Annotated in this window: 27 protein-coding genes and 1 tRNA gene; 12 read left to right on the top strand and 16 right to left on the bottom strand. The window is 33.2% G+C overall.

Annotated features, from left to right (window positions below):
• Positions 1 to 123: 123 nt before the first annotated feature.
• Together B8T70_RS05630 and B8T70_RS05625 are read left to right on the top strand one after the other, a co-directional pair.
• A complete protein-coding gene (locus B8T70_RS05630; RefSeq protein WP_052259460.1) occupies positions 124 to 2,709 on the top strand; it encodes a TonB-dependent receptor in 2,586 nt (861 codons plus the stop codon).
• A 9-nt stretch (positions 2,710 to 2,718) separates the two neighbouring features.
• Positions 2,719 to 4,035, top strand: a complete 1,317-nt coding sequence (locus tag B8T70_RS05625) for a hypothetical protein (protein ID WP_086894202.1) — start codon at positions 2,719 to 2,721, stop codon at positions 4,033 to 4,035.
• 333 nt (positions 4,036 to 4,368) lie between these two features.
• On the opposite strand, the gene B8T70_RS05620 is transcribed toward B8T70_RS05625, so the two are convergent.
• From B8T70_RS05620 to B8T70_RS05570, 11 genes are all read right to left on the bottom strand, one after another.
• Positions 4,369 to 5,214: a DMT family transporter gene (locus tag B8T70_RS05620; RefSeq protein ID WP_039114076.1), complete on the bottom strand. Its 846-nt coding sequence runs from the start codon at positions 5,212 to 5,214 to the stop codon at positions 4,369 to 4,371.
• A gap of 242 nt (positions 5,215 to 5,456) precedes the next feature.
• Positions 5,457 to 6,371 carry an urea transporter gene (locus B8T70_RS05615; protein ID WP_086894201.1) on the bottom strand — a complete coding sequence of 305 codons (915 nt, stop codon included), beginning with the start codon at positions 6,369 to 6,371 and terminating at the stop codon, positions 5,457 to 5,459.
• A gap of 76 nt (positions 6,372 to 6,447) precedes the next feature.
• Entirely contained in the window at positions 6,448 to 7,146 is a 699-nt protein-coding gene (locus tag B8T70_RS05610) for a sulfite exporter TauE/SafE family protein (protein ID WP_039120287.1), read from the bottom strand.
• Positions 7,143 to 7,943: an urease accessory protein UreD gene (locus tag B8T70_RS05605; RefSeq protein WP_086894200.1), complete on the bottom strand. Its 801-nt coding sequence runs from the start codon at positions 7,941 to 7,943 to the stop codon at positions 7,143 to 7,145. Before B8T70_RS05605 ends, B8T70_RS05610 begins: the two co-directional genes overlap by 4 nt.
• On the bottom strand, positions 7,943 to 8,581 hold the full coding sequence (gene ureG / locus B8T70_RS05600) for an urease accessory protein UreG (RefSeq protein ID WP_086894216.1): 639 nt from the start codon (positions 8,579 to 8,581) through the stop codon (positions 7,943 to 7,945). Before ureG ends, B8T70_RS05605 begins: the two co-directional genes overlap by 1 nt.
• A 22-nt stretch (positions 8,582 to 8,603) precedes the next feature.
• The gene (locus B8T70_RS05595) at positions 8,604 to 9,293 is read right to left on the bottom strand and encodes an urease accessory protein UreF (RefSeq protein ID WP_086894199.1); all 690 of its coding nucleotides are present in this window, start codon (positions 9,291 to 9,293) and stop codon (positions 8,604 to 8,606) included.
• Entirely contained in the window at positions 9,283 to 9,792 is a 510-nt protein-coding gene (gene ureE / locus B8T70_RS05590; protein WP_086894198.1) for an urease accessory protein UreE, read from the bottom strand. Before ureE ends, B8T70_RS05595 begins: the two co-directional genes overlap by 11 nt.
• A gap of 35 nt (positions 9,793 to 9,827) precedes the next feature.
• Positions 9,828 to 11,543, bottom strand: a complete 1,716-nt coding sequence (ureC, locus tag B8T70_RS05585) for an urease subunit alpha (protein ID WP_039114084.1) — start codon at positions 11,541 to 11,543, stop codon at positions 9,828 to 9,830.
• Positions 11,533 to 11,913 (bottom strand): urease subunit beta, encoded by a 381-nt coding sequence (gene ureB, locus B8T70_RS05580; protein WP_039114086.1) that lies wholly within the window; start codon positions 11,911 to 11,913, stop codon positions 11,533 to 11,535. Before ureB ends, ureC begins: the two co-directional genes overlap by 11 nt.
• Positions 11,914 to 11,929: 16 nt before the next feature.
• On the bottom strand, positions 11,930 to 12,232 hold the full coding sequence (gene ureA / locus B8T70_RS05575; protein ID WP_039114087.1) for an urease subunit gamma: 303 nt from the start codon (positions 12,230 to 12,232) through the stop codon (positions 11,930 to 11,932).
• Between the two features lie 271 nt (positions 12,233 to 12,503).
• Positions 12,504 to 12,881 carry a hypothetical protein gene (locus tag B8T70_RS05570; protein WP_086894197.1) on the bottom strand — a complete coding sequence of 126 codons (378 nt, stop codon included), beginning with the start codon at positions 12,879 to 12,881 and terminating at the stop codon, positions 12,504 to 12,506.
• A gap of 399 nt (positions 12,882 to 13,280) precedes the next feature.
• On the opposite strand from B8T70_RS05570, the gene B8T70_RS05565 reads away from it, so the two are divergent.
• Entirely contained in the window at positions 13,281 to 13,769 is a 489-nt protein-coding gene (locus tag B8T70_RS05565) for a GNAT family N-acetyltransferase (RefSeq protein ID WP_086894196.1), read from the top strand.
• A gap of 5 nt (positions 13,770 to 13,774) precedes the next feature.
• Entirely contained in the window at positions 13,775 to 14,257 is a 483-nt protein-coding gene (locus B8T70_RS05560) for a MarR family winged helix-turn-helix transcriptional regulator (protein WP_086894215.1), read from the top strand.
• 87 nt (positions 14,258 to 14,344) lie between these two features.
• On the opposite strand, the gene B8T70_RS05555 is transcribed toward B8T70_RS05560, so the two are convergent.
• The gene (locus tag B8T70_RS05555; protein ID WP_086894195.1) at positions 14,345 to 14,875 is read right to left on the bottom strand and encodes an NAD(P)H-dependent oxidoreductase; all 531 of its coding nucleotides are present in this window, start codon (positions 14,873 to 14,875) and stop codon (positions 14,345 to 14,347) included.
• 163 nt (positions 14,876 to 15,038) lie between these two features.
• Here B8T70_RS05555 and B8T70_RS05550 point away from each other — a divergent pair, with 163 nt between their 5' ends.
• The gene (locus B8T70_RS05550; protein ID WP_086894194.1) at positions 15,039 to 15,407 is read left to right on the top strand and encodes a helix-turn-helix domain-containing protein; all 369 of its coding nucleotides are present in this window, start codon (positions 15,039 to 15,041) and stop codon (positions 15,405 to 15,407) included.
• A 291-nt stretch (positions 15,408 to 15,698) separates the two neighbouring features.
• On the opposite strand, the gene B8T70_RS05545 is transcribed toward B8T70_RS05550, so the two are convergent.
• Positions 15,699 to 15,986, bottom strand: coding sequence for a GIY-YIG nuclease family protein (locus tag B8T70_RS05545; RefSeq protein ID WP_086894214.1), 288 nt, complete (start codon positions 15,984 to 15,986; stop codon positions 15,699 to 15,701).
• A 52-nt stretch (positions 15,987 to 16,038) separates the two neighbouring features.
• A tRNA-Phe gene (locus B8T70_RS05540) sits at positions 16,039 to 16,111 on the bottom strand.
• Positions 16,112 to 16,211: 100 nt separating this feature from the next.
• Between B8T70_RS05540 and B8T70_RS05535 the strand changes: the two genes are divergently transcribed.
• From B8T70_RS05535 to B8T70_RS05505, 7 genes are all read left to right on the top strand, one after another.
• The gene (locus B8T70_RS05535; RefSeq protein WP_039112520.1) at positions 16,212 to 16,946 is read left to right on the top strand and encodes a type III pantothenate kinase; all 735 of its coding nucleotides are present in this window, start codon (positions 16,212 to 16,214) and stop codon (positions 16,944 to 16,946) included.
• Complete coding sequence (locus tag B8T70_RS05530; protein WP_039112519.1) at positions 16,939 to 18,192, top strand: membrane protein; 1,254 nt, start codon at positions 16,939 to 16,941, stop codon at positions 18,190 to 18,192. The genes B8T70_RS05535 and B8T70_RS05530 overlap by 8 nt, the downstream gene beginning before the upstream one ends.
• A gap of 55 nt (positions 18,193 to 18,247) precedes the next feature.
• Positions 18,248 to 18,802 carry an LPS export ABC transporter periplasmic protein LptC gene (gene lptC, locus B8T70_RS05525; protein ID WP_086894193.1) on the top strand — a complete coding sequence of 185 codons (555 nt, stop codon included), beginning with the start codon at positions 18,248 to 18,250 and terminating at the stop codon, positions 18,800 to 18,802.
• A gap of 12 nt (positions 18,803 to 18,814) precedes the next feature.
• Positions 18,815 to 19,012, top strand: a complete 198-nt coding sequence (locus tag B8T70_RS05520; protein ID WP_086894192.1) for a hypothetical protein — start codon at positions 18,815 to 18,817, stop codon at positions 19,010 to 19,012.
• 6 nt (positions 19,013 to 19,018) lie between these two features.
• Positions 19,019 to 20,278: a hemolysin family protein gene (locus tag B8T70_RS05515; protein ID WP_039116871.1), complete on the top strand. Its 1,260-nt coding sequence runs from the start codon at positions 19,019 to 19,021 to the stop codon at positions 20,276 to 20,278.
• A 109-nt stretch (positions 20,279 to 20,387) separates the two neighbouring features.
• On the top strand, positions 20,388 to 22,487 hold the full coding sequence (locus B8T70_RS05510; RefSeq protein ID WP_086894191.1) for a peptidylprolyl isomerase: 2,100 nt from the start codon (positions 20,388 to 20,390) through the stop codon (positions 22,485 to 22,487).
• 100 nt (positions 22,488 to 22,587) lie between these two features.
• Positions 22,588 to 22,791 carry an IS3 family transposase gene (locus tag B8T70_RS05505; protein WP_123912075.1) on the top strand — a complete coding sequence of 68 codons (204 nt, stop codon included), beginning with the start codon at positions 22,588 to 22,590 and terminating at the stop codon, positions 22,789 to 22,791.
• Positions 22,792 to 22,982: 191 nt separating this feature from the next.
• On the opposite strand, the gene B8T70_RS05500 is transcribed toward B8T70_RS05505, so the two are convergent.
• On the bottom strand, positions 22,983 to 23,900 hold the full coding sequence (locus tag B8T70_RS05500) for a GYDIA family GHMP kinase (RefSeq protein WP_086894189.1): 918 nt from the start codon (positions 23,898 to 23,900) through the stop codon (positions 22,983 to 22,985).
• Between the two features lie 158 nt (positions 23,901 to 24,058).
• Entirely contained in the window at positions 24,059 to 25,375 is a 1,317-nt protein-coding gene (locus B8T70_RS05495) for a hydroxymethylglutaryl-CoA reductase, degradative (RefSeq protein WP_039116874.1), read from the bottom strand.
• Positions 25,376 to 25,414 lie beyond the last annotated feature (39 nt).

Raw genomic sequence — 25,414 nt, 5'->3', positions numbered from 1 at the left:
CTGTATTGAGTCTAAATAAAAACAATCCTTTTTGTGTATGTTATAATCCCTTATTGACACCCTTGACCCGAGAGACTAGAGGTAATTTTGCAGGCAAATTAACAATGCCAATTTTACTTTTTAATGCGTTTCAAAAACTACATCGATTGTTTTATAGCAATCAAGAATATAATAACTGATTGTATTACAAATGGATGCGATGATGTATTTGGGTTAAAAGAAAAACTTTTTTTTGTAACCAATACAAATATTCAGCCTTTAAAAGAGAAAAACTCTTTATTACAATCTCTAAAATATAGTTTGTTATTTGTTGGTATGTTTTTTCTGCCTTCAGGGGCATTTGCTCAAAACGGAACTCTTTCGGGAGTTTTAAAACTAGAAAATGGTACACCAATTAGTTATGCAGCTGTTGCTGTTAAAAACACAAAGAATCAGGTAATTACAGATGATGAAGGTAAGTTTGAATTTAGAGGTCTTGCTTTTGGGCAGTATGAGATTGAGGTAAGTTCTATCGAGATTACCAGAAAAAGCATTAATGTAGAATTTAAAGGCAGCAACGAAAGGATTATTCTGGTTGTTGAACCTTCAGAAAGTTTAGGCTTAAAAGAGGTTGTTATTAATGTAAAGACTGAGAAAAAAGAGGTTGAAACTAAGGGTTTTGCTGTAAATGTTATTGATACTCAAAAGATGGCTTTGCAGTCTATACAAACTAATGAGTTGCTGGATCGTTCGGCAGGGGTTCGTATTAGGCAAGATGGTGGATTGGGTTCTAAGATTGATTATAATATTAATGGTTTATCGGGTAATGCTGTAAAGGTTTTTATTGATGGTGTTCCTGCTTCTAACTTTGGTTCTTCATATTCATTAAATAGCATTCCTCCAGCATTAATTGACCGTATCGAGGTTTATAAAGGAGTTGTTCCTGCCAATCTTTCTGAAGATGCATTGGGTGGAGCGATTAATATTATTCTTAAAAAGAAAACTAGAAACACGCTTGTTACATCTTATTCATTGGGTTCTTTTAATACTCATCAATGGAATATAGCGGGTAATTACCGAAAAGAAAATGGGTTAACAGTTGATGCTTCTGCATTTTACAATTATAGCGATAATAATTATGAAGTTTGGGGAAAAAGTATCGCTTTTAAGGATTACACAGGACAAACGAAGACTGATCAACGTGCAAAACGTTTTCATGATGCTTATAAATCATCTGGAGTAAAGTTTGAAGCTGGTTTTACAGATGTTAAATGGGCAGATAGGTTTATGATTGGTGGTATTTTATCTAAGGATTATAAAGAGGTTCAGCATGGTATTACAATGGATAATGTATATGGTGACCGCCATACCAGACGTAATTCTAGCATTGCAACATTAACTTATAGTAAGAGTGATTTATTTACAAAAGGATTTTCGCTAAAAGTTGATGCAAGTTATTCTTATTTAAAAAGGCAGGCTATAGATACTGTAGGTGTTATGTATGATTGGACAGGAAAACCAATAATGTATCCTGACGGAACTTATGTAAAATATAGTAGTGGGGCAGAGGTAGCAAGTGCTAAAACTCTAGGTATTAATACTGATAAGACTTTGTTTGTTCGTACGAACTTAGGATATACAATAAATAGCAATAATACGATATATGCCAATTATATGTATAATAATTTTATACGTGGTATATCGGATGAATTACAACCTTTGGGTCTGCAATTACTAGAGAATACCAGGGATTTAGAAAAAAATATCGTTTCGTTTACGTATGAGAATTTGGCCTTTTCGCAGAAATTGAGAACTAATATTTTTTACAAGCATTATTTTCAAAAGGCAACTTCAAATGAACCTTATAGGAAAGATATTGTTACAGGAGTGCCTAATTACGAAATGAGAGTATTTACCAAAAAATCTGATTTTAGCGGATATGGTATTACTTTATCTTATGAATTAAATCCTAATTTGTATTTGTTAGGATCTGCAGAGAAAGCGATGCGATTACCTAGTCCTAACGAATTGTTTGGTAATGTTAATGATAATTTACTTGCTCCGGCAGGAGAGCTTAAGCCTGAAACGAGTTACAATGTAAACATTGGAGTAAATTGGTCTGGATTAAAATTTGGCGATCATTCTATTAGACTAAATACCTCTCTTTTTTATAGAGACACTAAAGGAATGATTAGGGAATCTATAAGGGCAGGAAGTTTTACTTACTCGCAATTTGAAAACCTTGAGAATGTTATGTCTCGTGGTATAGATGCTGAGATTATTTATGATTATGCCAAGAAGTTTAATCTCTCATTTAATGTGTCCAAGTTTGAGTCTTTATTTAATACTCAATTTGATGCCAATGGTGCTCCATATTTATTTTATCGTATGCAAATAAGAAACGAGCCTTCGTTTAAATTTAATATTAATGCAGTTTATTATCAGGATGATTTATTTGCAAAAAACGCTAAGGCTTCTATTTATTATAACATCAGTTATGTAGATGAATTTCTTAGGAATTGGGCAAATGTTGGAGGTAAGAACTTAGACTATATTCCAACACAATTTTCTAATAGTTTAGGAATCGCTTATACTTTTCCTTCTAATAGATTTACGATTAGTGTAGATGCGAAAAACATATTTGATCAACAGATATTTGACAATTTTGGTTTGCAAAAACCAGGCAGGGCATTTTTTGCCAAATTAACGTATTCATTAACTTCAAAATAAATAATCGCAATGAAAATTAAATTTAGAAATTTAAAAAGTACATTACTATCAGGTGCTTGTGCAATAGCACTACTAGGCTCATGTAGTAGTAATGATAATAATGGAGACACTCCTACATCGCCAGAGGTAAAAACTGATTTTCAATTGGCTTTTGCTAGTGGTTCTGGTAGTATTTCTGGTACTTATCTTCAGGGGGTTACAGATCTTTCTCAAGGTGAAATTTCATATTCTAAAAAAGGATATTCAATGACTTCATCTCGTACAGCAAGAGTATTTACATCTACAGATGGTTCGCTTGTTTACAGTCTTAATTATACAATTGGTACTATTGATAAGTTAACGTACCATGGTGGAGATAATTATAATAAAATAGTAACTTTTGATGCTTCTATTCCATTAGGGGTTAAGGCAGTACGTTTTACAAAAATGACTGATAAAGTTGGATCTGTTCATAGTATTGCTTCTGTTAAAGTATTTGGAGGAGCTAATAATACAGAGTTTTTAAAACATAAGATAACTGCAAGTATTGGTCTTCTTGATTTAGAAGCCATGAATTTTGGTAGTAACTTTAAGAAAGATATTGATGTAGTTCTTCCAGGAACTTTGGCAAGTGAGGGGTATTATATTGATCGTATTGATTGCCCGGTTATTTCTGGTAATAAATTGTATTATGGTACATCTGTAAGTAAATTTAATGCATCAACTGGTGCTAATGATGCAACTGATAAAACATTTACTCTTGTGTTAGACTATCCAAGTTTAGCTAATGCTACTGTAATTAGTACTTCGCAAGTTAAAGGAGCTACAAATGGTTACCGTACACCAACACAACACTTTAATGAAGCTGGTGAAATCATGCAAATGGTAAGTAACGGTAAGGATTTAAATATCGTGAAAATTATAAATGGCAAATATGATGAAACCTATAAATATAGCGTAAGCGGATTGTTAGGTAGAGATGCTTCTAGTAATGGTTGGTTCTATGCTGGTAACGGAATTGGATATATGCCTTACGAAAAGAAAGGTGACACAAAAATTCAGATTGGTGTTGATAAAAATGGTGATCCAAGCTATTCTGCTCCTTGGGGATTGGCAAGAATTGACCTTAAAAACAATACGATTGTAGACTTAAATGTACCTGCTGGATTATGGTTAACTCAATACCAATTTTCAGTTGTTAAAAATGGTAAATTTTATATTGCATTAACTCCAGTAGGAACTCCGGGTAACATATATATGTTTGATGTAAATTCTACAGCTGCTAATGGTACTTTGGGTGCAAGAATAACAGCAGGTGCAGATCAATATTATATCGGAATTTTTTGAGGTTCTGAGATTTTAAGAAAGGTGCTGAGGTACTAAGAAAGGTATAGAGGAACTAAGAAGCAAAGGTTCAAAGGTTTTTTAGGAAGGTACTGAGGTTTTTAAGAAGGTACTAAGGTTCTAAGAGACAAAGGTTCAAAGATTTTTAAGAAAGGTACTAAGAAACAAAGGTTCAAAGGTTGTTTGGTTTATGTATAAACTGAGTAACTTTTGGACCTTTGTTTATTTGTAAGGTGCTAAGGTTTTTTTTGAAAAGGCACTAAGGCACTAAGATGCAAAGGGACAGAGGGCACAAAGTAATCTAAAATCTATCCCGAAGCCTCGGGACTAAAATCTCTATTTCTTCGCAGTCATTGTTGCGCCAGCAGAAGCTATAACTACCAAGGCAACAGCTAGTATTTGGCTAATAGTAAGGTGTTCTTGCAAAAAGAAAAAGGCACAAATTGAGGCTGCAGCTGGTTCTAAACTCATTAAAATACTAAAGGTACGTGGAGGTAGTTGTCCTAGTGCTTTCATTTCTAAGGTAAACGGAATTGCGCTAGATAAAAGTGCAAGTGCAATACCCATTCCTAATAAACCAGGTGTAAGGTTACTTAATCCGTTTTCCATAATTCCAAAAGGGACGATAAGTATAGAGGCGAATAACATTCCTGTAGATACTGCATCACCATCTTTCATAACTCTGGAAACTTTTCCTCCTAATATGATATATGTTGCCCAGAAAACACCTGCTAATAATGCAAATAAAACACCAACAAGATCGATACCATTGCTAGACCACGGCGCAATAAGAGCAATTCCTATTGCAGCAAGTAATACCCATAAGTAATCGACTAAACGCTTAGAACCAAAAACGGCTACTAATAAAGGCCCTACAAACTCTAATGTAACACCAAGACCTACCGGAATTCGTTCTATAGCCAGATAGAAAATTAAGTTCATTGCTCCCAAAGACAAACCATAAGGAATTACAAGTTTCCACTGCGGAGGAGTAATCATGCGTAGGTTTGGTCTGTAAACTAATAATAATATTATTGCAGAAATTCCTATTCGTAACGATGCAGTTCCAGCTGCACCAAGAACAGGGAATAGACTTTTTGCAATGGCCGCTCCGCATTGTACACTTAAAATTGCTAAGATAATTGCTGGTAATGGAGGGATATTTATTAGTTTGTTTTTCATGGAAAGATTCAAAATATGAGGGCGCGAAATTACAAAAAAAACTAACTTAAAATTTTGTAATAAAAGTTAAATGATTTGTAATCTTTTCTTGAATATTTTACAGGAAAAACACTACAATATTTTTAAGCGTTTTTCGGTGATTTTTTAACCATATAAGTCATTTAAGAAAACTTAAGTTTCGTTTACATGAAAGTTATATTCTTATATGGTTAACTTTTTAGTTTAATGATATAACTCAAGAATTAATCCTCCAGTTTGGCGAAAAAATCATTCCTTGAAATATAATTTTTAAGAGGTAAAACCAAGCAAGTTGCCAAAACAAATGGTAGCGTAAATGCACCACCAGCATTTTGAAGAATTTCAATTTTAGCATTTACTAATCCGATATTGATTATGACACAGATTACTACTGAAATTAAAACCAGAGCACCATCTATTTTTTTATTTCCAGCAAAAACAATGGCACACAGTACAGCGTTAAAACTAAATAATCCCATATGAATTTCATTAATAGGCTCGTGTCCATGGAAAGAAAGCGCCGAACTTATTGCAGAAGCCATTAAACCATATAAAGCAGCAATAGGCGAATTAATATAAACTCCGATAAAGAAAAGAAGCCCTGCCCAAATACTTGCCTGAAAAATTACTTCTCCAAAGCCATTAACCTCAGAAGAAAAAGCGTCAATATCTGTTAAATCAGGAACGGTTAGGTATTCTGGTGATGGAGGAATATTTGAAAAGTGGTGAAGTAACGATACTATAATCCAGGTTGCAAAAATGAATGGGAAAGTAAAAACAGGAATTTTTCTTTTGATAAAGAAATGCTGAAGCATTGCAGCAGCAATAGATCCCAGAATAACGAGTAGCCAAATAATGACTTCATTTTTGAATAAAAAAACCAATGCAACACCTACTAATGACGGACTGAATCCGTATAATCCCATTTTAATTTCTTCTTTGTCATATTTTAAAACCTTAGCGGTAAGTGTACCCGTTAAAGATGCAAGAAGTACTGCAATACCCATTGATGCAGATCCTGCAAAAAGTCCAATGGTAAAAAATAATCCAGTATAGATATTTTCTTGCAGCATTATTTGTCCAACACCTTTTAAAACTTCACTTACAAGGGGAAATTTTTGTTCTATTATTTTGTTCATCTTTTTCTTTTTTAATCTAATTTGTAGATTTTTTGTTTGTTATAATTGTAATTATTTATAAGGAAATTATAACAGTTTACCATCCTAAGAATACCATCCCGAATGCACAAGTTGTAATTACAAAACCACCTATTGCGTTAGAGTAGCGTTCTAGTTTTTCAGTCTTGATAAGGCTGTATCCATAACGACCTAAGATTACCATAAGTAACATGGTTAGAACGGTAGAAATTGTAAAGACACTAATAAGTACCACGATTTCGGTTACAGAACGATGTGTTCCTGAGAAAAAGAGTAGAGGAATCAAGGGTTCGCTTGGACCCATAACAAAAATTGCAAATAGTACCAAAGGCGTTACTTTTACTCTTTTATCAGGCATTACAATTTCGCCATGTTTGTGTTCAAAAACATAAACATCTTCACCTAGAACATCAAAATGTTTATGAGGTTTGTTTTTATAAGCTTGCCAAACTCCATAGATTAAATAAATGAGTCCAAAAATCAATAAAGCCCAGCCAGAAATGTTTCCGCGTATATCCTGAAACCAGCTTATTTTATTCATTTGCCAGCCTAAAAACACAGCAATAAGACCAAGAACTACAGAACTTAAAACATGACCAAAACCACAAACTATTGTGAGCATATAGGTTTTAAAAGCGGACCATTTTCTTGAACGTGATAATACAATAAAAGGTAAATAATGATCTGGTCCCGACATGGTATGTATGGAACTAATGGATATGGCGGTGAGCGATAATGCCCATAATGTCTCTGTCATGATAAAATATTTTCGGTTTTAAAAGCCCATACTTTTTCCTGTATTTTCTGGAAGCAATTAAACATTTGTTCTCCTCCGTGGCCTAATAATCTTAGAACAAAACCATCATTTTGTAAAGATGAAATTCCGAATTCCAACTCCTTTTCAGTTGACATCATTTCGTAAATCTCTTCTATAAAATCATCAGTTTTAATGTTTTTAGTATTCAGATAAACTAAAGTGCCTTGATGAGTAAATGTTTCTAAGCAACCTATAGAATCTAATGGGATTATTTGGGGGCGTAATAAAATATTGTCTTTAAAAATTAATTTTTGCTTATGGAAGACTTCAGTTTTATTCTGAAAATGAGAATATTTAAAAATTTCTCCATGGTGTTTTCTTCCACAAGTAATTATTTCACCCATCATAAGATCACAATCATCTTCGATATAAATTGTATTTGTACTTATAAATGTTGAATTTTCATGCGGTACAATCGGATGTGGTACATAAAAGAAAGAAGTGTTTGCTTCCATTTTTGCAACAAGATTTTGTGTTGCATGACCATCCATATTAAATAAACGCTGGTAGGATTGTGATAATAGCTGCAAACGAGCATTTTCTTCTACTAGAACATTAATATAATAATTATCACCATTTAAAATTCCTGGTGACGAACTGGTTATCATTAAGTATGCGCCACCATCCTTTTTTAATTGTCCCACAGGAACAACGCGAAAAGGAGGTGTTACATACACATCTTTCATGTAAGAGTTTCCGTCTCTACAGCCTGTTACGATGCTTAATTTAGAATCCATTAGCGGTATAACTTTGGTTCTTCGACATCTTCTAAAAGGGCATATTTTTTAATCCATCCTATAATACTGTCAAGACCTTCATCTGTTTTAAGATTACTAAAAACAAATGGATTTCCCTGACGCATTCTGCGAGCATCATTTTCCATTACTTCTAAGCTTGCACCAACCATAGGAGCAAGGTCAATTTTATTAATTAGTAATAGATCAGAACGTGTAATTCCAGGACCACCTTTTCTTGGAATTTTTTCACCTCCAGATACATCAATAACAAAAATGGTTACATCGGCTAAATCTGGACTAAAGGTTGCCGAAAGGTTATCACCACCGCTTTCGATTAAAATAATTTCGATGTTAGGAAATCGTTTTGCCAGTTCATCTACAGCCTCTAAGTTCATACTTGCGTCTTCGCGAATGGCCGTGTGTGGGCATCCACCAGTTTCTACTCCGATGATTTTTTCTTTTGGCAAAAGACTGTTTTTAGCCATAAATTCGGCATCTTCTTTAGTATAGATATCATTGGTAATTACCCCGATATTATAATCGTCCATTATTTTTCTGGAAAGTCTTTCCAAAAGTGCTGTCTTTCCAGATCCTACAGGACCAGCGACACCTATTTTTACATATTTTCTATCTTCCATTTTTATTCTAAATATTATTGTTTTAAGACATATATAGTCTTGAATATAATCTCTCATGTTGCATGGCTCTTATATCAAAAGCAATGCTGCACATTCCGATTAAGTTTTTATCTAAACAAAGGGTTTCTGCTACCAATTGCGCTATTTTAGGCTGAAAGCGAAACATCATATCTTGTCCGTCTAGCTGACTCAGAGGAACTAATTTTACACTATTGGTAATCATTCCGATGCAACTGTTGTAAAAAAAGGCAAACAAAGATTCTTCCAGAGGGATTTCCATTAAGCAAGCATACATCCCAAAAGCAATAGCATAATGTCCCGTTGTTTCACTTTTATAAATGCTTTGCTCGTATTGCAAAGCCAGATCAAATTCTTTATGTCGTCTGAAAATTTTAATGAATCGCAGCCCTAATTTTTGGCTGGCGTCTCGCATTTCTCTGGGAGATTTTAATGCAGTACATTCCTGATCCAAAAGAATCAGGGCTTGCAAATCATTGTTAAGCGTTTTTTCATAAGCCATTCGCATAAAAGTAGCATCATTGAATTTGATGTTGTATTTAAGCATGTTTTCAATGAAAATTTCTGCCGAAGGGGTATCTTTTACGATATTGTTTTGTACATAAGTTTCCAATCCATTAGAATGGGAAAATCCTCCTATGGGCAATGTGGGATCGGCTATATGCAGTAAACTGCCTAAAAATTTATTGGTCATTTTTTGAGGCGATATTAATAATTTTGCTGAATAAAGAAGTACTTCCCGCATGACCGTGAGGTTCTACGTTTGATTTTAATAAATTCAGTAATTGATGTTCTTCCTTTGTAGGCTGGTAACCTGCGGCTTCTAACCATCTAAACATGGGCATTTCAAAAGGCATTAATACTTTATCGTCTTGTATAAAAAGTGGCATATGTTTATTGCCAATTTCATAACAAACAGTTCCCATTTGCAACATCGTAGTAGGCTTTATTACAAGAGCTTCGCAAGGTTTTATGTACACAACAATAGCTGTATCATTATCTTGATAAAGGATGTCGCCATCACGTAATCGTTGTCCTTCTTTTAAGAACTTTATAGACAATTCGGTACCACCATTGCTAGTTTTTCGCTGGATGCGCTTGGTAAATTCATACCATTCTATTTCCAGTAAGTCAACCTTTAGTTTACCTAAAGGTTGCTGGGCAGTATTACCTAATATTTCTTTAATAAGCATGTGATAACTTTTTTAATTTAGTTTTAGCTAAGCTCTTAAAACATAAAATACAATTGAGCCAAAGGCAATTTAGTAGCAGGTTCACATGTAATATGTACACCATCTACCAATACTTTGTAATTCTCAGGATTTACTTCAATATCAGGAGTTCCATCATTATGAATCATGTTTGCTTTAGAGATGTTACGGCAGTTTCTTACTGGTAAAACCATTTTTTGCAAACCATATTCTTCAACAATTCCTTTTTCGATAGAAATTTGAGATACAAAAGTGGCACAAGTACCATATTTAGCTTTTCCGTGAGCACCAAACATAGTTCTGTAAACAATAGGTTGTGGAGTAGGGATAGAAGCATTTGGATCTCCCATTTTTGCAGCAGCAATAAATCCGCCTTTATAAATTATTTCTGGTTTTACACCAAATAATGCAGGTTTCCAAAGTACAAAATCGGCTATTTTACCTATTTCGATAGATCCAACATAATCAGAAATACCGTGAGCAATTGCTGGATTAATAGTGTATTTAGAGATGTATCTTTTTACACGGAAATTATCATTTTCGGTATCTGGCTCTAAATATCCTCTTTGAGAACGCATTTTGCTAGCCGTTTGCCAAGTTCTGGTAACAACTTCACCTACACGCCCCATAGCTTGCGAGTCAGAACTCATGATGCTAAATACTCCCATATCTTGTAAAATATCTTCGGCAGCAATAGTTTCTGGACGAATTCTAGAATCTGCAAAAGCAACATCTTCAGGAATGTTTTTACTTAAGTGATGACAAACCATTAACATATCCATGTGCTCATCTATAGTATTTACTGTAAATGGTCTTGTAGGATTTGTTGATGCTGGCAAAACATTTTTATACATTGCAGCTTTAATAATATCTGGAGCGTGTCCGCCTCCAGCACCTTCAGTATGAAAAGTATGTATAACACGACCATTAATCGCTGTCATAGTATCTTCTAGAAAACCAGCTTCGTTTAAGGTATCTGTATGTATTGCAACTTGCACATCATATTCATCAGCTACAGTAAGAGAAGCATCAATAACAGCAGGAGTTGCTCCCCAATCTTCATGAATTTTTAATCCTAATGCACCAGCTTCAATTTGTTCTACTAACGGTTTAGATGTAGAACAGTTTCCTTTTCCGAAGAAACCTAAATTCATAGGATATTCTTCTGCAGCCTGAAGCATTTTTTCAAGATTCCATTTTCCAGGAGTAATTGTTGTAGCATTAGTTCCGTCATTTGGTCCAGTTCCACCACCAATCATTGTTGTAATACCACTATACAAAGCAGTTTCTATTTGTTGCGGACAAATAAAATGAATGTGTGTATCGATTCCGCCAGCAGTAAGGATATAACCGCTACCACCATGAACTTCGGTAGAGGCACTAATGATAAGATTAGAATCTACACCATCCATAATATCTGGATTTCCAGCTTTACCAATACCTACGATTTTACCATCGCGAACACCTACATCGGCTTTTACAATTCCCCAATGATCAATAATAATAACTCCTGTAATACAAAGGTCTAACGAACCTTGCTCACGGATAGAAGTTGTGGATTGTCCCATACCATCACGTACCGTTTTTCCTCCACCAAAAATTACTTCGTCACCATATACTGCATAATCTTTTTCGATTTCTATTATTAAATCGGTATCTCCTAATCTAATTTTGTCTCCAGTTGTTGGTCCTGCTAGATTAGCATATTTATCTCTACTTATTTTAAGACTCATTTGATGTATTTTTAAAATTTAATTGCTCAGCTAATTTTAATGCCATGTCTTTATTATGTGATGAATTGGCATCACCGTTTACAAGATTATTTAGTCCCATAATTCTGCGATTTCCACCTATTTTTACAAGGCTAACTTCTTTTTCTTCGCCTGGTTCAAAACGAACCGCAGTGCCAGATGGAATGTTTAAACGCATGCAAAATGCTTTTTCTCTATCAAATTCCATGGCTCTGTTTACCTCAAAAAAGTGAAAATGTGAACCTATTTGTATTGGTCTGTCTCCTGTATTAATTACTTTTATACTAGTTGTTTCACGACCTTCATTTAAGATGATATCGCCTTCTTTTATAAATATTTCTCCTGGTATCATTTTTTGTTTTTTTAGATTAACGAATTGGGTTGTGAACAGTTACCAGTTTAGTTCCGTCTGGGAAAGTTGCTTCTACTTGTATGTCATGAATCATCTCTGGGACACCCGGCATTACATCGTCTCGTGTTAGTACTTTGGCACCACTTTGCATAAGTTCGGCAACAGTATTGCCATCTCTGGCACCTTCCATAACAAAAGCTGTTATGATTGCAATAGTTTCGGGATAATTAAGTTTTAATCCTCTAGCTTTTCTTTTTAAAGCGACCTCGGACGCTAAAAAGACCAATAATTTCTCGGTCTCTCTTGGAGTTAAGTGCATATTTTTTGTTTTTAAATTGTTTAAAGAATACGGTGAATTACTTTCGAATTTGAGTACATCGAAAGTGGGGAAAACAGTAAAGTAATTTGTTGTATGTAATTCGTAAAAATGGCACTTGATACATAGGGAGATAGATTCCGAAATTAAGTTTCAGGCAATTTTAAAACATCAAAAAGTTAGCACATAGAGTTATGCGTTTTTTTGATAAGAATACCTTTTCTACACTTTGGAAGTTATGTTTCTGTGTATTAAAAATAGTTAACCCGAAGGTTTATGGTATTTTTATTGCGTGGTATTGTAAGAATAACGGTAAATTATACTGCGTACTATTTGGACTCTCTTTTAGAAGTGAGAATCTATTATCAAATGAGTTAGTTTGTAAGTAAACCAGAATTTCATAAGGAATGAAATATGGGTTTTCTATATCTAAATCTTCATTTGAAATTATTGAATCAATATCATTATTTATTCCTGATAAGGTTTTTTGAATAGACACTTCCTTTTTGTGACTACTCTTTAATAATGGTATTGCTTTGTTATTATCTGCTAACAAATTTTGTCCAAAAAACAGGAAAAATATAAAATAGAAGAATAGGACAAATCTTGTCTTATTCTTAATTTTTAAAATCTCGCTTTTTAGATTATGCATTTATTTTTTTGTAGAAATTACTTTACAAAATTACTGTTTTTAGTAATTTGTAGGCTGCTCTACCTGCTAAAGATTTGTTAAATATAATACTAAAAAAATAAATTGTCGTTGTTTAAAGAATTTGTTTTACGCATAAGTATCTTATTTGCAGTGTTTTATGTGGTTTTTGAATGGGCTTTAGATTATCCGTTTTGATTGAAAAAAGCTTGAGTAAACTATTTTCTATAAAAGATGACTGATATTGATTGACGTTTATAATTGGTATTATGATTTCTTGTTGTTTCTCTTTTTATGATGGTAAATCATTGTTTATATTTTTACAAATAGTATATTTTTTTTAGAATAATTTTGTTTTTATGTATTTAACTACGTAGTTTTGAATTGTAAAATATTTTGGCTATGAAAACAATAATTGTTCCTATCAATAATGACTATTCAGAAGCAGTAGTTGATTTAATATTAAGCATTCAGCAAAAAGAATTTAATGTTCCTATAACTTTACAAGACCAGCCTGATCTTCTTGAAATAAATAGTTTTTATCATGAAAAAGGAGGTTGTTTTTGGGGAGCATTTGTAGATGGAGAATTGGTTGGTACTATTGCCTTGGTAAGATATAATGATAGGGAAGGCGCAATAAGAAAGATGTTTGTAAAAAAAGAGTTCAGAGGTAAAGAGTTATTCATTGCGCAACAGCTTTTGGATACTTTAATTGCTTTTAGCAAAGAAAATGACATACTTGATTTATATTTGGGAACAGTTTCGATATTAGAAGCAGCTTTACGTTTTTATGAGAGAAATAATTTTATAAGAATTGAGAAAGAAACACTTCCAGAGGCTTTTCCTGTAATGGGAGCCGATAATGTGTTTTGTCATTTAAAATTAAACTAGATATGATGAATATTATAGACGAATCGGGGATTTTGGCACTATCTACAAGGTTACAACGCCTTAGTGAGCAGTTGCGCAAAGACGGTGCTTTGCTCTACAAATCATTTGATATTGAGTTTGAACCTAAATGGTTTCCAGTAATTTACACGCTTTACAATAAAGGCGTATTGAGTATTGTAGAAATAGCCAATGAGATTGGTTACACACATCCATCTACAATTAGTTTGCTAAAAGAATTAGAAAAACAGAAACTTATTCGTTCCAAAAAAGATAAAGAAGATGAGCGTAAACGTTTAGTTGTGCTTACGCCAAAAGGGCAAGATCTTATTTTAAAAATGAAACCTGTTTGGGATATTATCTCCGAAGTTCTCAATGAAATTACCGATAATGAGAATAATTTATTGAAGGCTATTAATGAAGCCGAAAGCAAAATTGCTAATCAGAGCTTTTTGCAAAGAGCATTACAATTAAAAGAGAGTAGATTGTAATCTGTTTTTGCCTATATATTTTTGTGCGATTACAATGTAATGTAGAGACGCACCACAGTGCGTCTAACAAGAGGTTAAATTATCATTTTATAATTGCTCTATAAATGAAATATAATCATGTGCGCTTTTTTCTATCCTTTCTGGAGTAGCATTATTTTCTGCACCATAAAAAGCGAATAGCGGTTTATAATCGGCTTTTATATAATTAAAAGTAATTTCAAACGGAGCAGTTAGTTGCTCTAATGTGTATTTGTATCTACCCGTTAAACTATAGTCTTCTTCATTAATTCCTGCGGCGATGCTTAAAGCAATTTTTTTATTGCTTAGTTTATATCCGCTTTTTGAACCATATGCCCATCCGTGTGTTAATACTTCATCCAACCATTTCTTGAACAATGGCGGTGAATTAAACCAGTAAAAAGGAAATTGAAATATAATTGAATCATGGGTTTCTAAGAGCTGTTTTTCTCTTTCAATATCAATTTTCTCATCTGGATATTCGCTATGTAAATCATGTAAGAGATACTTTTCGGGATGTTTTTTTAGTTCCTCAATCCATCGTTTGTTTATAATCGAATTCTTTAAATTGGGATGTATAATAATTACTAAAGTTTTCATGTTATGAGTTTTAAAATTTGCTACTGCAAAGGTCAAATAGATAGAGGGATTAATCAATAAGGGGCGAATTAATCATGTAGTGATAAATTAATCACCATAGGAAATTGGGGCAAGCGTTCTATTTTATCTTTACTTTTGTAAATTAACAAATGAAACTAAAGATATGTATCAACGAAAAATTCCAATAGATTATAATTGTGGTCTTACTGTTGCAATGGAAGTGGTAGGTTCTAAGTGGAAGTTTTGTTTACTAGATGAAATTTCTAAAGGGATAAAGCGCCCTAAAGATTTAGTAAAAGAAATCAGAGGTATTAGTAAACGCGTATTACAAAACCAATTAAAGGAACTGGAATTTCATGGACTTTTAAGTAAAACAGTTTATACAGAAGTTCCGCTACGAGTAGAATATTATCTTACCGAAACTGGTGAATCTCTTTTACCATTAATTGTGGCACTCGATAAGTGGGGATTGGGTTTTGCTCCTCAGTTGCAAATGATATTAGAAAAAGAAAGCTTAGAAGTAGAGGTTTAGACTAGGAGAGGAAGTTTTTTGCCACAGATTACACGAATTTCCACAAACTTGTCCTTTGCGGTTATTTTGTTGCTTAATCCTCAACTTTTTAATCCGATTCGATTTAACCGCAAAGTACACAAAGAAAAAAACGCAAAGGCTCGCAAAGCTATTGATTAAACTTTGCGACCTTTGCGGTAAAATTCTTTTGAAAATAAAATCAGAAAAGTGTTAAAAACAAAAAACCCGAATATTTCTATTCGGGTTTCGTGGTACCTCCAGTCCCGAGGCTTCGGGAGAACCAGGGGCAAATTATGATTTTCTTTTAAAAAGGATATCTTTTAAAATAGATGGGTCAGCGATTATTTTATTGTTAAATACTTTACTTTTCATTCTTTTTATAAACTTTTCTAAATAGATAGCTTCTTCTTTATCAACGCAGTTAAATATTAAAACAATTTCCCAGTCATCAGCTATTTTAGTAAAAGAATTTGAATAAAAATGTTCCTGATGTTTTGAAACTCTATTATCTATATTGTTAGTTTCTCCAATATAGAATTTTTGACAAGAATCTGAGTAAATGATATATAAATAATGCATTTGTGGAGAAGTATTAAAAACAAAAAACCCGAATATTTCTATTCGGGTTTCGTGGTACCTCCAGGGATCGAACCAGGGACACATGGATTTTCAGTCCATTGCTCTACCATCTGAGCTAAGGTACCGTGCTTGTTGCGGGTGCAAATATAGAATGTTTTTTAGTTTCTCCAAAACAATTTTAAAAAAAAATCAATTCGTATCTTCGCATTCGTAAAGTAAGAAGCTATGGTTTTAACAATCGATGTAGGGAATACTCGTATTAAGGGTGCTGTTTTTGAGAATGATACTGTTTTGGAATTGTTTGTTTTTGATAAAAATGAGCTCCAAATAAAAATTAAAAAAATTTTAAAAAAATTTGAAAAAGTGACCGATTTGGTCGTTGCGTCTGTCGGAAATGTCGAAAAAGAGTCGTTTTTGAATTTTGAAAATGATGTAAATGTCTGTTTTTTGACAAATGAAGGTCATTTTCCATTTAAAAATAATTACGCAACGCCAAAAACTTTAGGAATCGATAGAATTATACTTGCTAGTGGAGCAACATTGCAATATCCTAATCAAAATAGATTGGTTATCGATGCTGGAACTTGCATTACATACGATTTTGTCGACGAAAATGACAACTATTTGGGAGGAGCTATTTCTCCAGGGTTGCGATTACGATATGAAGCGCTTCATAATTATACAGCAAAACTTCCGTTATTAACTTTTGAAGAGCCTAAATCATACGTAGGTAATTCAACGCCCGAATCAATGCATTCGGGGGTTGTAAACGGATTCGTCTATGAAATAGACGGTTTTATCGATCAATACAAAGCAGACTACTCAAACTTTATAATAATTTTAACGGGTGGTGATGCACTTTTTTTGGCTAAACGATTAAAAAATACCATATTTGCCAATTCAAATTTCTTATTAGAAAGTTTGAATCAAACATTTCAATATAAAATCAACAATGATTAAAAAAATTATAATAAGCGCTTGCTTACTTTTGTCATTCGTATCTTTTGCTCAGCAAGGAACAGCTTCTCCTTATTCTTTTTACGGAATTGGAGATGTAAGATTTAAAGGAACTATCGAAAATCGCTCTATGTCGGGTGTTGCAGTTGAGCAAGATAGTATTCATATGAATTTAGAGAATCCTGCGAGTTACGCAAATCTTAAACTTACAGCTTTTACGATAGGGGGAACATACAATTCAAGTACATTAAAAACAGATACTGAATCGGCAAAAGCACAAAGAACAGCTTTAGATTATTTAGCTGTGGGTATGCCTTTAGGAAGTAAATTCGGATTAGGTTTTGGATTAATTCCATATTCATCTGTAGGATATCAAATTGAGTCACTTGCTATAAATACAGGAGATAACAATAAAAGGTTTGATGGTTCAGGAGGATTAAATAAAGTTTATTTAGGATTTGCTTATAAAATCAAACCTAATTTTAGCATTGGTGCTGATATGCATTATAACTTTGGTAAGGTAGAAACTACTAGTTTAGAGTTTATTACTGATGTTCCAGTTGGAACAAGAGAGTTGAATACGACTCATTTATCTGGAGTTAATTTTAATTTGGGAGCAATGTACCAATATAAAATTAATAAAAAATTATCTCTTTTCACTAGTGCAACATATACATTACAGAGTAAATTAAATTCTGAAAATACAAGAAATATATCTACAGGAATGTTAGGTTCTGGACTTAACTTTAGTGTTATTGATCCTGGAACGGATCAAAAATCTGAGGTAGATGTAAATATGCCATTTAAACTTGCTTTAAGTGCTGGTGTTGGACAGGCAAGAAAATGGTTAATTGGAGGAAAGGTTTCTTATCAAAATTCAGTTGATCAATCAAGTACTTATAATGCTGCATCAAATGTAGGATACGGAAAATACGCTAGCGCAAGTTTAGGAGGTTATTATATTCCTAACTATAGTTCTTTTGCAGGTTACTTTAATAGAGTTACTTATAGAGCTGGTCTTAAATACGAGAAAACAGGTTTGATTATCAATGGAGAGCGCATAAATGATATTGGGCTTACTCTAGGAGCTGGATTCCCTATTTCAGGAACATTTTCTAATATTAATTTCGGAATGGAGTTCGGAAAAAGAGGAACTACATCTGCAGGTTTAATTCAAGAAAATTATGCTAATTTTAGTCTTGGTTTCTCATTAAACGATAAATGGTTCGAAAGAAGCAAGTTTAATTAATCCGGATTATAGATTACAAACTCTGGTTTAGAGTTTAATTTACCTTATTTAGCGAATGAATTTACTTAGAACATATAGCGTCATTCTTGGGCTTGTAATTTTTATTGCGATGTTTTTTCTAGGATGCGAAAGCAATTTTAAAGAGGTACAAAGAAGTAATTTTACTGAGTTTGTTCCTGCTAGTGATGCTGATAATGTTAATATAAAATATACCGACTCTGGACTTATTTCAGGAATTTTAATAAGTCCTAAGATGTTGGATTATTCCAATGTTGCTTTTCCATTTACCGATTTTCCAAAAGGTATAGATGTTACTTTGTATGATAAAAAGCGCAAACGTACTTACGTAAAAGCAAATTATGCTATTTCGTACAAGCAAACTTCTATCATCGATTTGCAAGGAAAAGTGAAGATTACAACAGATGACGGTCAGATGTTAGAGACTGAACAGTTGTATTTTGATCAAAAAAATGAATGGTTTTATACCGAAAGAAAGTTTAAATTTACAGATGTAAAAGGAGTTTCTTATGGTCAGGGAATCGATTTTAGTAAAGACTTTAAAATAATAAACTCTCAACGAATAAACGGAGAGATACAAACCGAAGAATAAAAAACGATAATTATGGGTTACTTAAAATATACACAATACGCTTATCTAGTAATTGCAATTCTGTTTATTTATGATGCAGTAATGAAAATAAACGCGGGTGGAGAAACTCCTTGGTTAAGTTTTTTAATTGCGGGAATGGGAATTTTTATGTTTTTCTTCAGAAGAAAATTTTCTAAGAAGTTTGAGAATCAGAATCCTAATAAAAAATAATAAAAAATGGAGATTAGTATTATAATAGTTTGCTTAATACTATCGGCCTTTTTTTCGGGTATGGAAATAGCATTCATATCCTCGAATAAAATTTATCTTGAGATTGAGAAAAAACAAGATAATTTTTTATCCAAAATCCTTACCAAACTTACCGAAAAACCATCAAAATTTATAGCTGCAATGCTTATTGGTAACAATATTGCATTGGTTGTTTATGGTTTTTTTATGGGGGATTTGCTTTTAAAGGTTATAATTAAATTTGGGTATCATTTCTCGGATGTTACTAGCTTAATTGTTCAAACTGTGATCTCTACCTTTTTGGTTTTAATTACGGCAGAGTTTTTTCCAAAAGTTTTTTTTCAGATTTATGCAAACTCTTTAATTAAGTTTTTTGCAATCCCAGCGTATTTTTTCTACTGGCTTTTTTATTATATCTCTACATTTTTTATCTGGATTTCAGATTTTATACTCCGAAGATTTTTTAAAACTGAAGGGGATCAAGTGCAGCTTTTTTTTAGTAAAGTTGAACTTGGGAACTATATTACCGAACAAATGAGTGCGGTAGAAGATGATGAAGAAGTGGACTCAGAGATACAAATATTTCAGAATGCATTAGAGTTTTCGGGTGTAAAAGCAAGGGACATCATGACGCCTCGTACAGAGATTGATGCAGTAGAACTTTTTGATACAGTTGCAGAGCTTAAAGCATTATTTGTAGAAACTGGATATTCTAAGATTTTGGTATATCAGAATTCTTTGGATGATATTTTAGGATATGTTCATTCTTTCGATTTGTTTAAAAAGCCTAAGACTATAAAGTCAGTATTGATTCCTGTAGAATTTGTTCCGGAAACAGTTTATATAAAAGACGTTTTGAATTTGCTTACAAAAAAACGAAAAAGTGTTGCTGTGGTTTTAGATGAATATGGAGGAACTTCGGGTATAATAACTGTTGAAGATATTGTAGAGGAGTTGTTTGGAGAGATTGAAGATGAGCACGACCTGGACGAGGAATTAATAGAAAAAGAATTGGGTGAAGGTAAATATCTTTTTTCGACTCGATTTGATGTTGAGTATCTTAACGAGACTTATAAACTAGATATTCCCGAAAGTGATTCTTATGGAACATTGGGTGGTTTTATTGTAGATCATACGAAAGAAATTCCTCAGGTTGGGGAAGAAATTACCATCGAAAACTATCATTTTGTGATAGAAGAGGCGACAAATAAGAAAATAGAATTAGTAAAAATGACTATTAGAGAGTGATATTTTTTTAGAAAAGTAAAAATTCTTGCAAAATAAATTGCTAGTAGTATTATTATTAACTAGATAATTGTATTTTCGCAAACTGAATATAAAATTAACAACAATAAAAATGGCAGTTTTAGCAAAAATTAGACAACGTTCCGCTTTATTGATAGGCGCTATTGCACTTGCATTATTCGCATTTATCATTCAAGATCTTTTCAGTAAAGGAGGGATGGGCGAAAGTTCAAAAGACGTGGGAAGCATCAATGGGAAAGATATCTCATTTGAGGATTTTAGAATCAAAGTAAGTAGTGTTGAGAAAAGTGGGCAAGGAATAACTTCCACTGAAGCTGCAAACAGAGTTTGGGATCAAGAAGTTTCTATTGCTTTGTTATCATCTGAATTTGATAAACTAGGATTAAGAGTAGGTGAAAAACATTTACTTGAGGTTTTAAAAGCTGACCAAAATATCGGAAAAAATCCAATGTTCTTAAATGCAGCAGGGATGTTTGACGTAGCAAAATTTAAAGAATATTTTAAAGCAAATCCTGAGCAAGCTCAATTCTTAAAAGATAGAGAGAAAGATGCAGATTTGAATGCAAAATACCAAATATACAATACGTTGATTAAAGCAGGTCTTTATACAACTGTAGCTGAAGGTAAATTGAAATATGAAATGGAAGCAAACAAAGTTAACTTTGCTTTTGCTGCTGGTTTATATTCTTCTATTAAAGACAGTGATGTAAAAGTAACTGATTCTGAGATTGTAGATTTCATGAAAAAAGACGAAAAGAAATTTAAAGCAGATGAAACTCGTGAGGTTCAATATGTTTTAATTGAAGATAAAGCGTCTAAAGAAGATGAAGCTGATATTAAAGCTAAAATAACTGCTCTATTATCTGGAAGTGTTGTTTACAACCAAAAAACAGGTAAAAACGATACTTTGCCAGGATTTAAATCGGCTAAAAATGTTGCTGACTTTGTAAATTCAAATTCAGATGTACCTTACGATTCTACTTATGTAGCTAAGAAAGATTTGCCAGCTGTTGATGCTGATAAATTATTCAGTCTTGCTCCAGGTGAAATTTACGGTCCTTATGTTTTTGGTAAATACTACTGTATTTCTAAATCTTTAGGTTTTAAAGCTGGAGTTAATGCAAAAGCAAGTCATATCTTAATTAGCTATGAAGGAACTCAAGTTCCAAACCAAAAAGAAAGAAGAACTAAAGAACAAGCAAAAGCTAGAGCAGAAGAAATTTTGGCTCAAGTAAATGCAAATCCAGATAGTTTCTTAATGTTAGCTTTTACAGCTTCTGATGATTCATCTGCACAACAAGGTGGTGATTTAGGATATTTTGGTCAAAACCAAATGGTGAAACCATTTAATGATTTTGTTTTCAGTAACCCAATTGGAAAAGTTGGATTGGTAGAAACTCCTTTCGGATTCCATATCATCAAAATTACAGATAAACAAGACGGTATTCGTTTAGCAACTATTGCTCAAAAAATCGAAGCTTCTGAAGCTACATCTGATAAAGCATTTACTCAGGCAACTAAATTTGAAATGGATGCTGCTGATAAAGACTTTAATCAAGTTGCAAAAGAAATGAAATTAACGGTTGCAGCTCCTGCTACTGTAAAAGCTATGGATGAAAACTTTGGTCCATTAGGAAACCAAAGAACAATCGTAAGATGGGCTTTTGATAAAGAAACAAGCAAAGGTGATGTAAAACGTTTTGAAGTATCAAATGTTGGTCACGTTATTGCACAACTTAAGAGTGTTAACAAAACAGGTTTAGTATCTGTAGATGTTGCAAGACCTTATGTTGAGCCAATTCTTAAAAACAAGAAAAAAGCTGAAATATTAAAAGCTAAAATGACAGGTGCAACTATCGAAGCAGTAGCTAAAAATGCTGGAGTAGCTGTACAACAAGCTACAGATGTAACGATGAATAACCCAATTTTACCTGGTGGTGTTGGTCAAGAGCCAAAAGTTGTTGGTAATGCATTTGCTTTGGCAGCAGGTAAACTTTCTGCTCCAATTGAAGGTAATACAGGAGTATATGTTGTTAAAAACGTTAGTACTGTAAAAGCACCAGCTTTAAAAGACCATGCAGCTTATGTTGCTCAGGTAAAAGCTCAAAGTGCACAAGATGTAAGTAGAATTCTTCCTGCATTAAAAGACAATGCTAAAATCGTTGATAACAGAGCTAACTTTAGCTACTAGTTCATCACGACTTAAATAAAAGATTAAATTAAAAAATCCCGAAATGTTTATTTCGGGATTTTTTTGTTTTAACCTGCAAGGTTTTTAAAACCTTGTAGGTTTGTTTGTATTAGGAGTTATGGCTTCGAGTCCGTTTAGTTTTATTTTGATTGTGTTCACGAGCGGGACGCTCGCGCCAGCAAGTGATACAGATTTCGATACACAAGAAGAATTAAAAGAAGAATTATTACAATATTTATATTATTATAATCATGAAAGACCACATCAAAGAATTGACGGAAAAAAAACCAATCGAAATGATTAATCCGTTACCGAAATAAGTAACCTTTACAAGAAAGACAAGTTTGTGGATAAAACAAGATTATGAGTTAAAGACTTGTCTATTATTAAAATCTTTTTAGGTATTTTGTATTGATTATAATAACTAAAAAATAAAAAAACCTTGTTAGAATATAACAAGGTTTGTATTTAGTAATCGAATATTTGTAATTTGGTTTATGCCAATATCATTTCGTTATAAGGGATTATTGTTTCGTATCCTTTGGTTGTGAAATATTCGGTTGGGTCTTCTTTGGATATTGCCATTACAAAATCGCCTCCCCAAGCACCAAGGCTTTTAATTACACCATCAAAATCAGGAAAGAGTCTTTCTTTAATAGTTTGCACTTCTAATACATTACTCATTTCGGCTTCGTGTATTGCTAGTGCCTTTGCGAATTCTTTTCCAGTTTTGGCTTGTATAACTGTTTGTGTGATTTTGTCGTTATTGGTAATTATCTTGGCAAGGTTGTTATTCTTGTTGTTGTAATAAGCAGAAATAGCTGCTTTGCTACTTTGTTTCTTGTTTAAGTACACAAAGTGTAGATTCTGGCTAAACTCTGGCTTAAATGCTATTTTTTCGACAATTGGTAAGTCTTGTTGTAAATGATATAATATAGGAGTGTTGTTTTGTGCACAGGCAATATCATATCCGCTACCTCCAAAACTGTTTTTAAGCAATGTAAAAGCATCGATCTTTGTCCATTGGGCAATATTGTTTAATAATGTCGATGATGTACCTAAGCCCCAATTTTTAGGAAATGTAAGTTGTGTGCTTATTTGATATCCTTCGGATTGGGTTATAAATTCTGGATTTAATAAATAGGCTTCGTGAAGAATATTTATTAATGTTGTTTTTACAGTTTCGGTTTCGGTTTCGGGATTGTCTATTATTTCGGCAAATGTTATGTTGTCTTCGAACCAAACGTGGTTATCGGCATCGTAACTTTTCCATTGTATTTCTTGATTTTCTCCTTTAGCAACAATTAAATTTTGTCCGAATTTAGTAGGTAATGCAAAGGCTTTAGCGCCATCTAATACTAAATATTCTCCTGTTATTAAAAGTTTTCCGTTACTGTAAAAAGTTGTTTTCATGCATTTGTTTTTAGCCCTGATGGTAGCGGTATCCTTTATGTTTTTCCTTTAAAAACATAAAGATATAGCGTACAGCGGGAGATAGCTTCTGGAAAAAAACGTTCTCCCTTTGATTTTGCTTTAGTTGTTCTTTGACTCCGCTCAGGTTGACAATTAAATTATTTTCTTAAGTTCTCGATAAAATCTACCACGGCACTATGTGAGATGGTGTTGTTTTTAAAGTGATTTTTGATTAAATGACGTTCTTCGTCATTGGCAGCAAATTGATTGATGATATTATTGATGTGCATTTTCATGTGTCCTTCCTGGATTCCTGTTGTTGTTAAGGAACGCAATGCGGCAAAGTTTTGCGCTAATCCTGCAACGGCAACGATTTGCATTAACTCAGGAGCCGATGGATTCTCGAGCATTTGTAATGAAAATTTAACTAACGGATGTAAAGATGTAAGTCCGCCAACGGTTCCTATAGCAAGTGGAATGTCTAGCCAGAATGTGAAAATTCCATTTTCGATTTTAGCATGAGATAAACTTGAATATTGTCCGTTTCGGGATGCGTATGCATGAACTCCTGCTTCGACTGCGCGGAAATCATTTCCTGTGGCTAGTATTACTGCATCGACACCATTCATGATTCCTTTGTTGTGTGTTACTGCTCGAAATGGTTCTACTTCGGCAATCTGAACTGCCTGTACAAATCGCTCTGCAAATTCTTGAGGATTCGGGATGTGTTTTTCTGCTAGTTCTTCGACAGGACAAGAAACTTCGGCTCTAACTACGCAATTTGGGACATAGTTAGAAAGGATGCTCATGATAACTTTTACTTCTTCATTGGCTTCGGTGAATAATTCATATTCTTGAGAAGCTTCTTTTAGTGTTTTGGCAAATTGCTCTAAACACGAATTTATAAAATTGGCTCCCATGCTATCTTTGGTTTCAAAAGTAGCATGAAGCTGAAAGTAATTCGGTAATAAATTGGTTTTGTCTTTTAGAACAATATCCAGAATTCCGCCACCGCGTTGTTGCATATTTTTAGTGATGCTTTCGGTATCGCTAAAAAACTTGCTTTTGGTTTGTGCGAAAAATAAATTCAGTTTTGATACATCTCCATTAAAAGTAAAATGTACCTGACCAATTTTTTCGGTGTTAATTACTGTAGCTTTAAACCCACCTCTTGTCGACCAAAACTTAGCTGCTTTTGAAGCTGCTGCAACAACAGAACTTTCCTCAATTGCCATTGGAATTGTGGAATATTTGTCGTTGATGAGGAAATTTGGAGCTACACCAAGTGGAATATAAAAATTGGTTATGGTGTTTTCGATGAATTCATCATGTAATTTCTGTATTTTTTCGTCAGCATTCCAGTAATTTTTAAGTAAAAAAACTGCTTCTTCGGGTGTCGAAAAGTACTTTTTTGCAATCCAGTTTATTTTTTCTTCTTTGGATAATTTAGAAAATCCAGAAACCGCGTTGTTCATTCTCAGTAGATTAAATGGTAGTATTGCTGCAAAGATACC

This window comes from Flavobacterium sp. AJR (assembly GCF_002156885.1).
In the GTDB taxonomy this organism is placed as follows: Bacteria; Bacteroidota; Bacteroidia; order Flavobacteriales; family Flavobacteriaceae; genus Flavobacterium.
The sequence above is the reverse complement of the archived record's forward strand: the minus strand, read 5'-3'. Positions and strand labels throughout refer to the sequence as shown.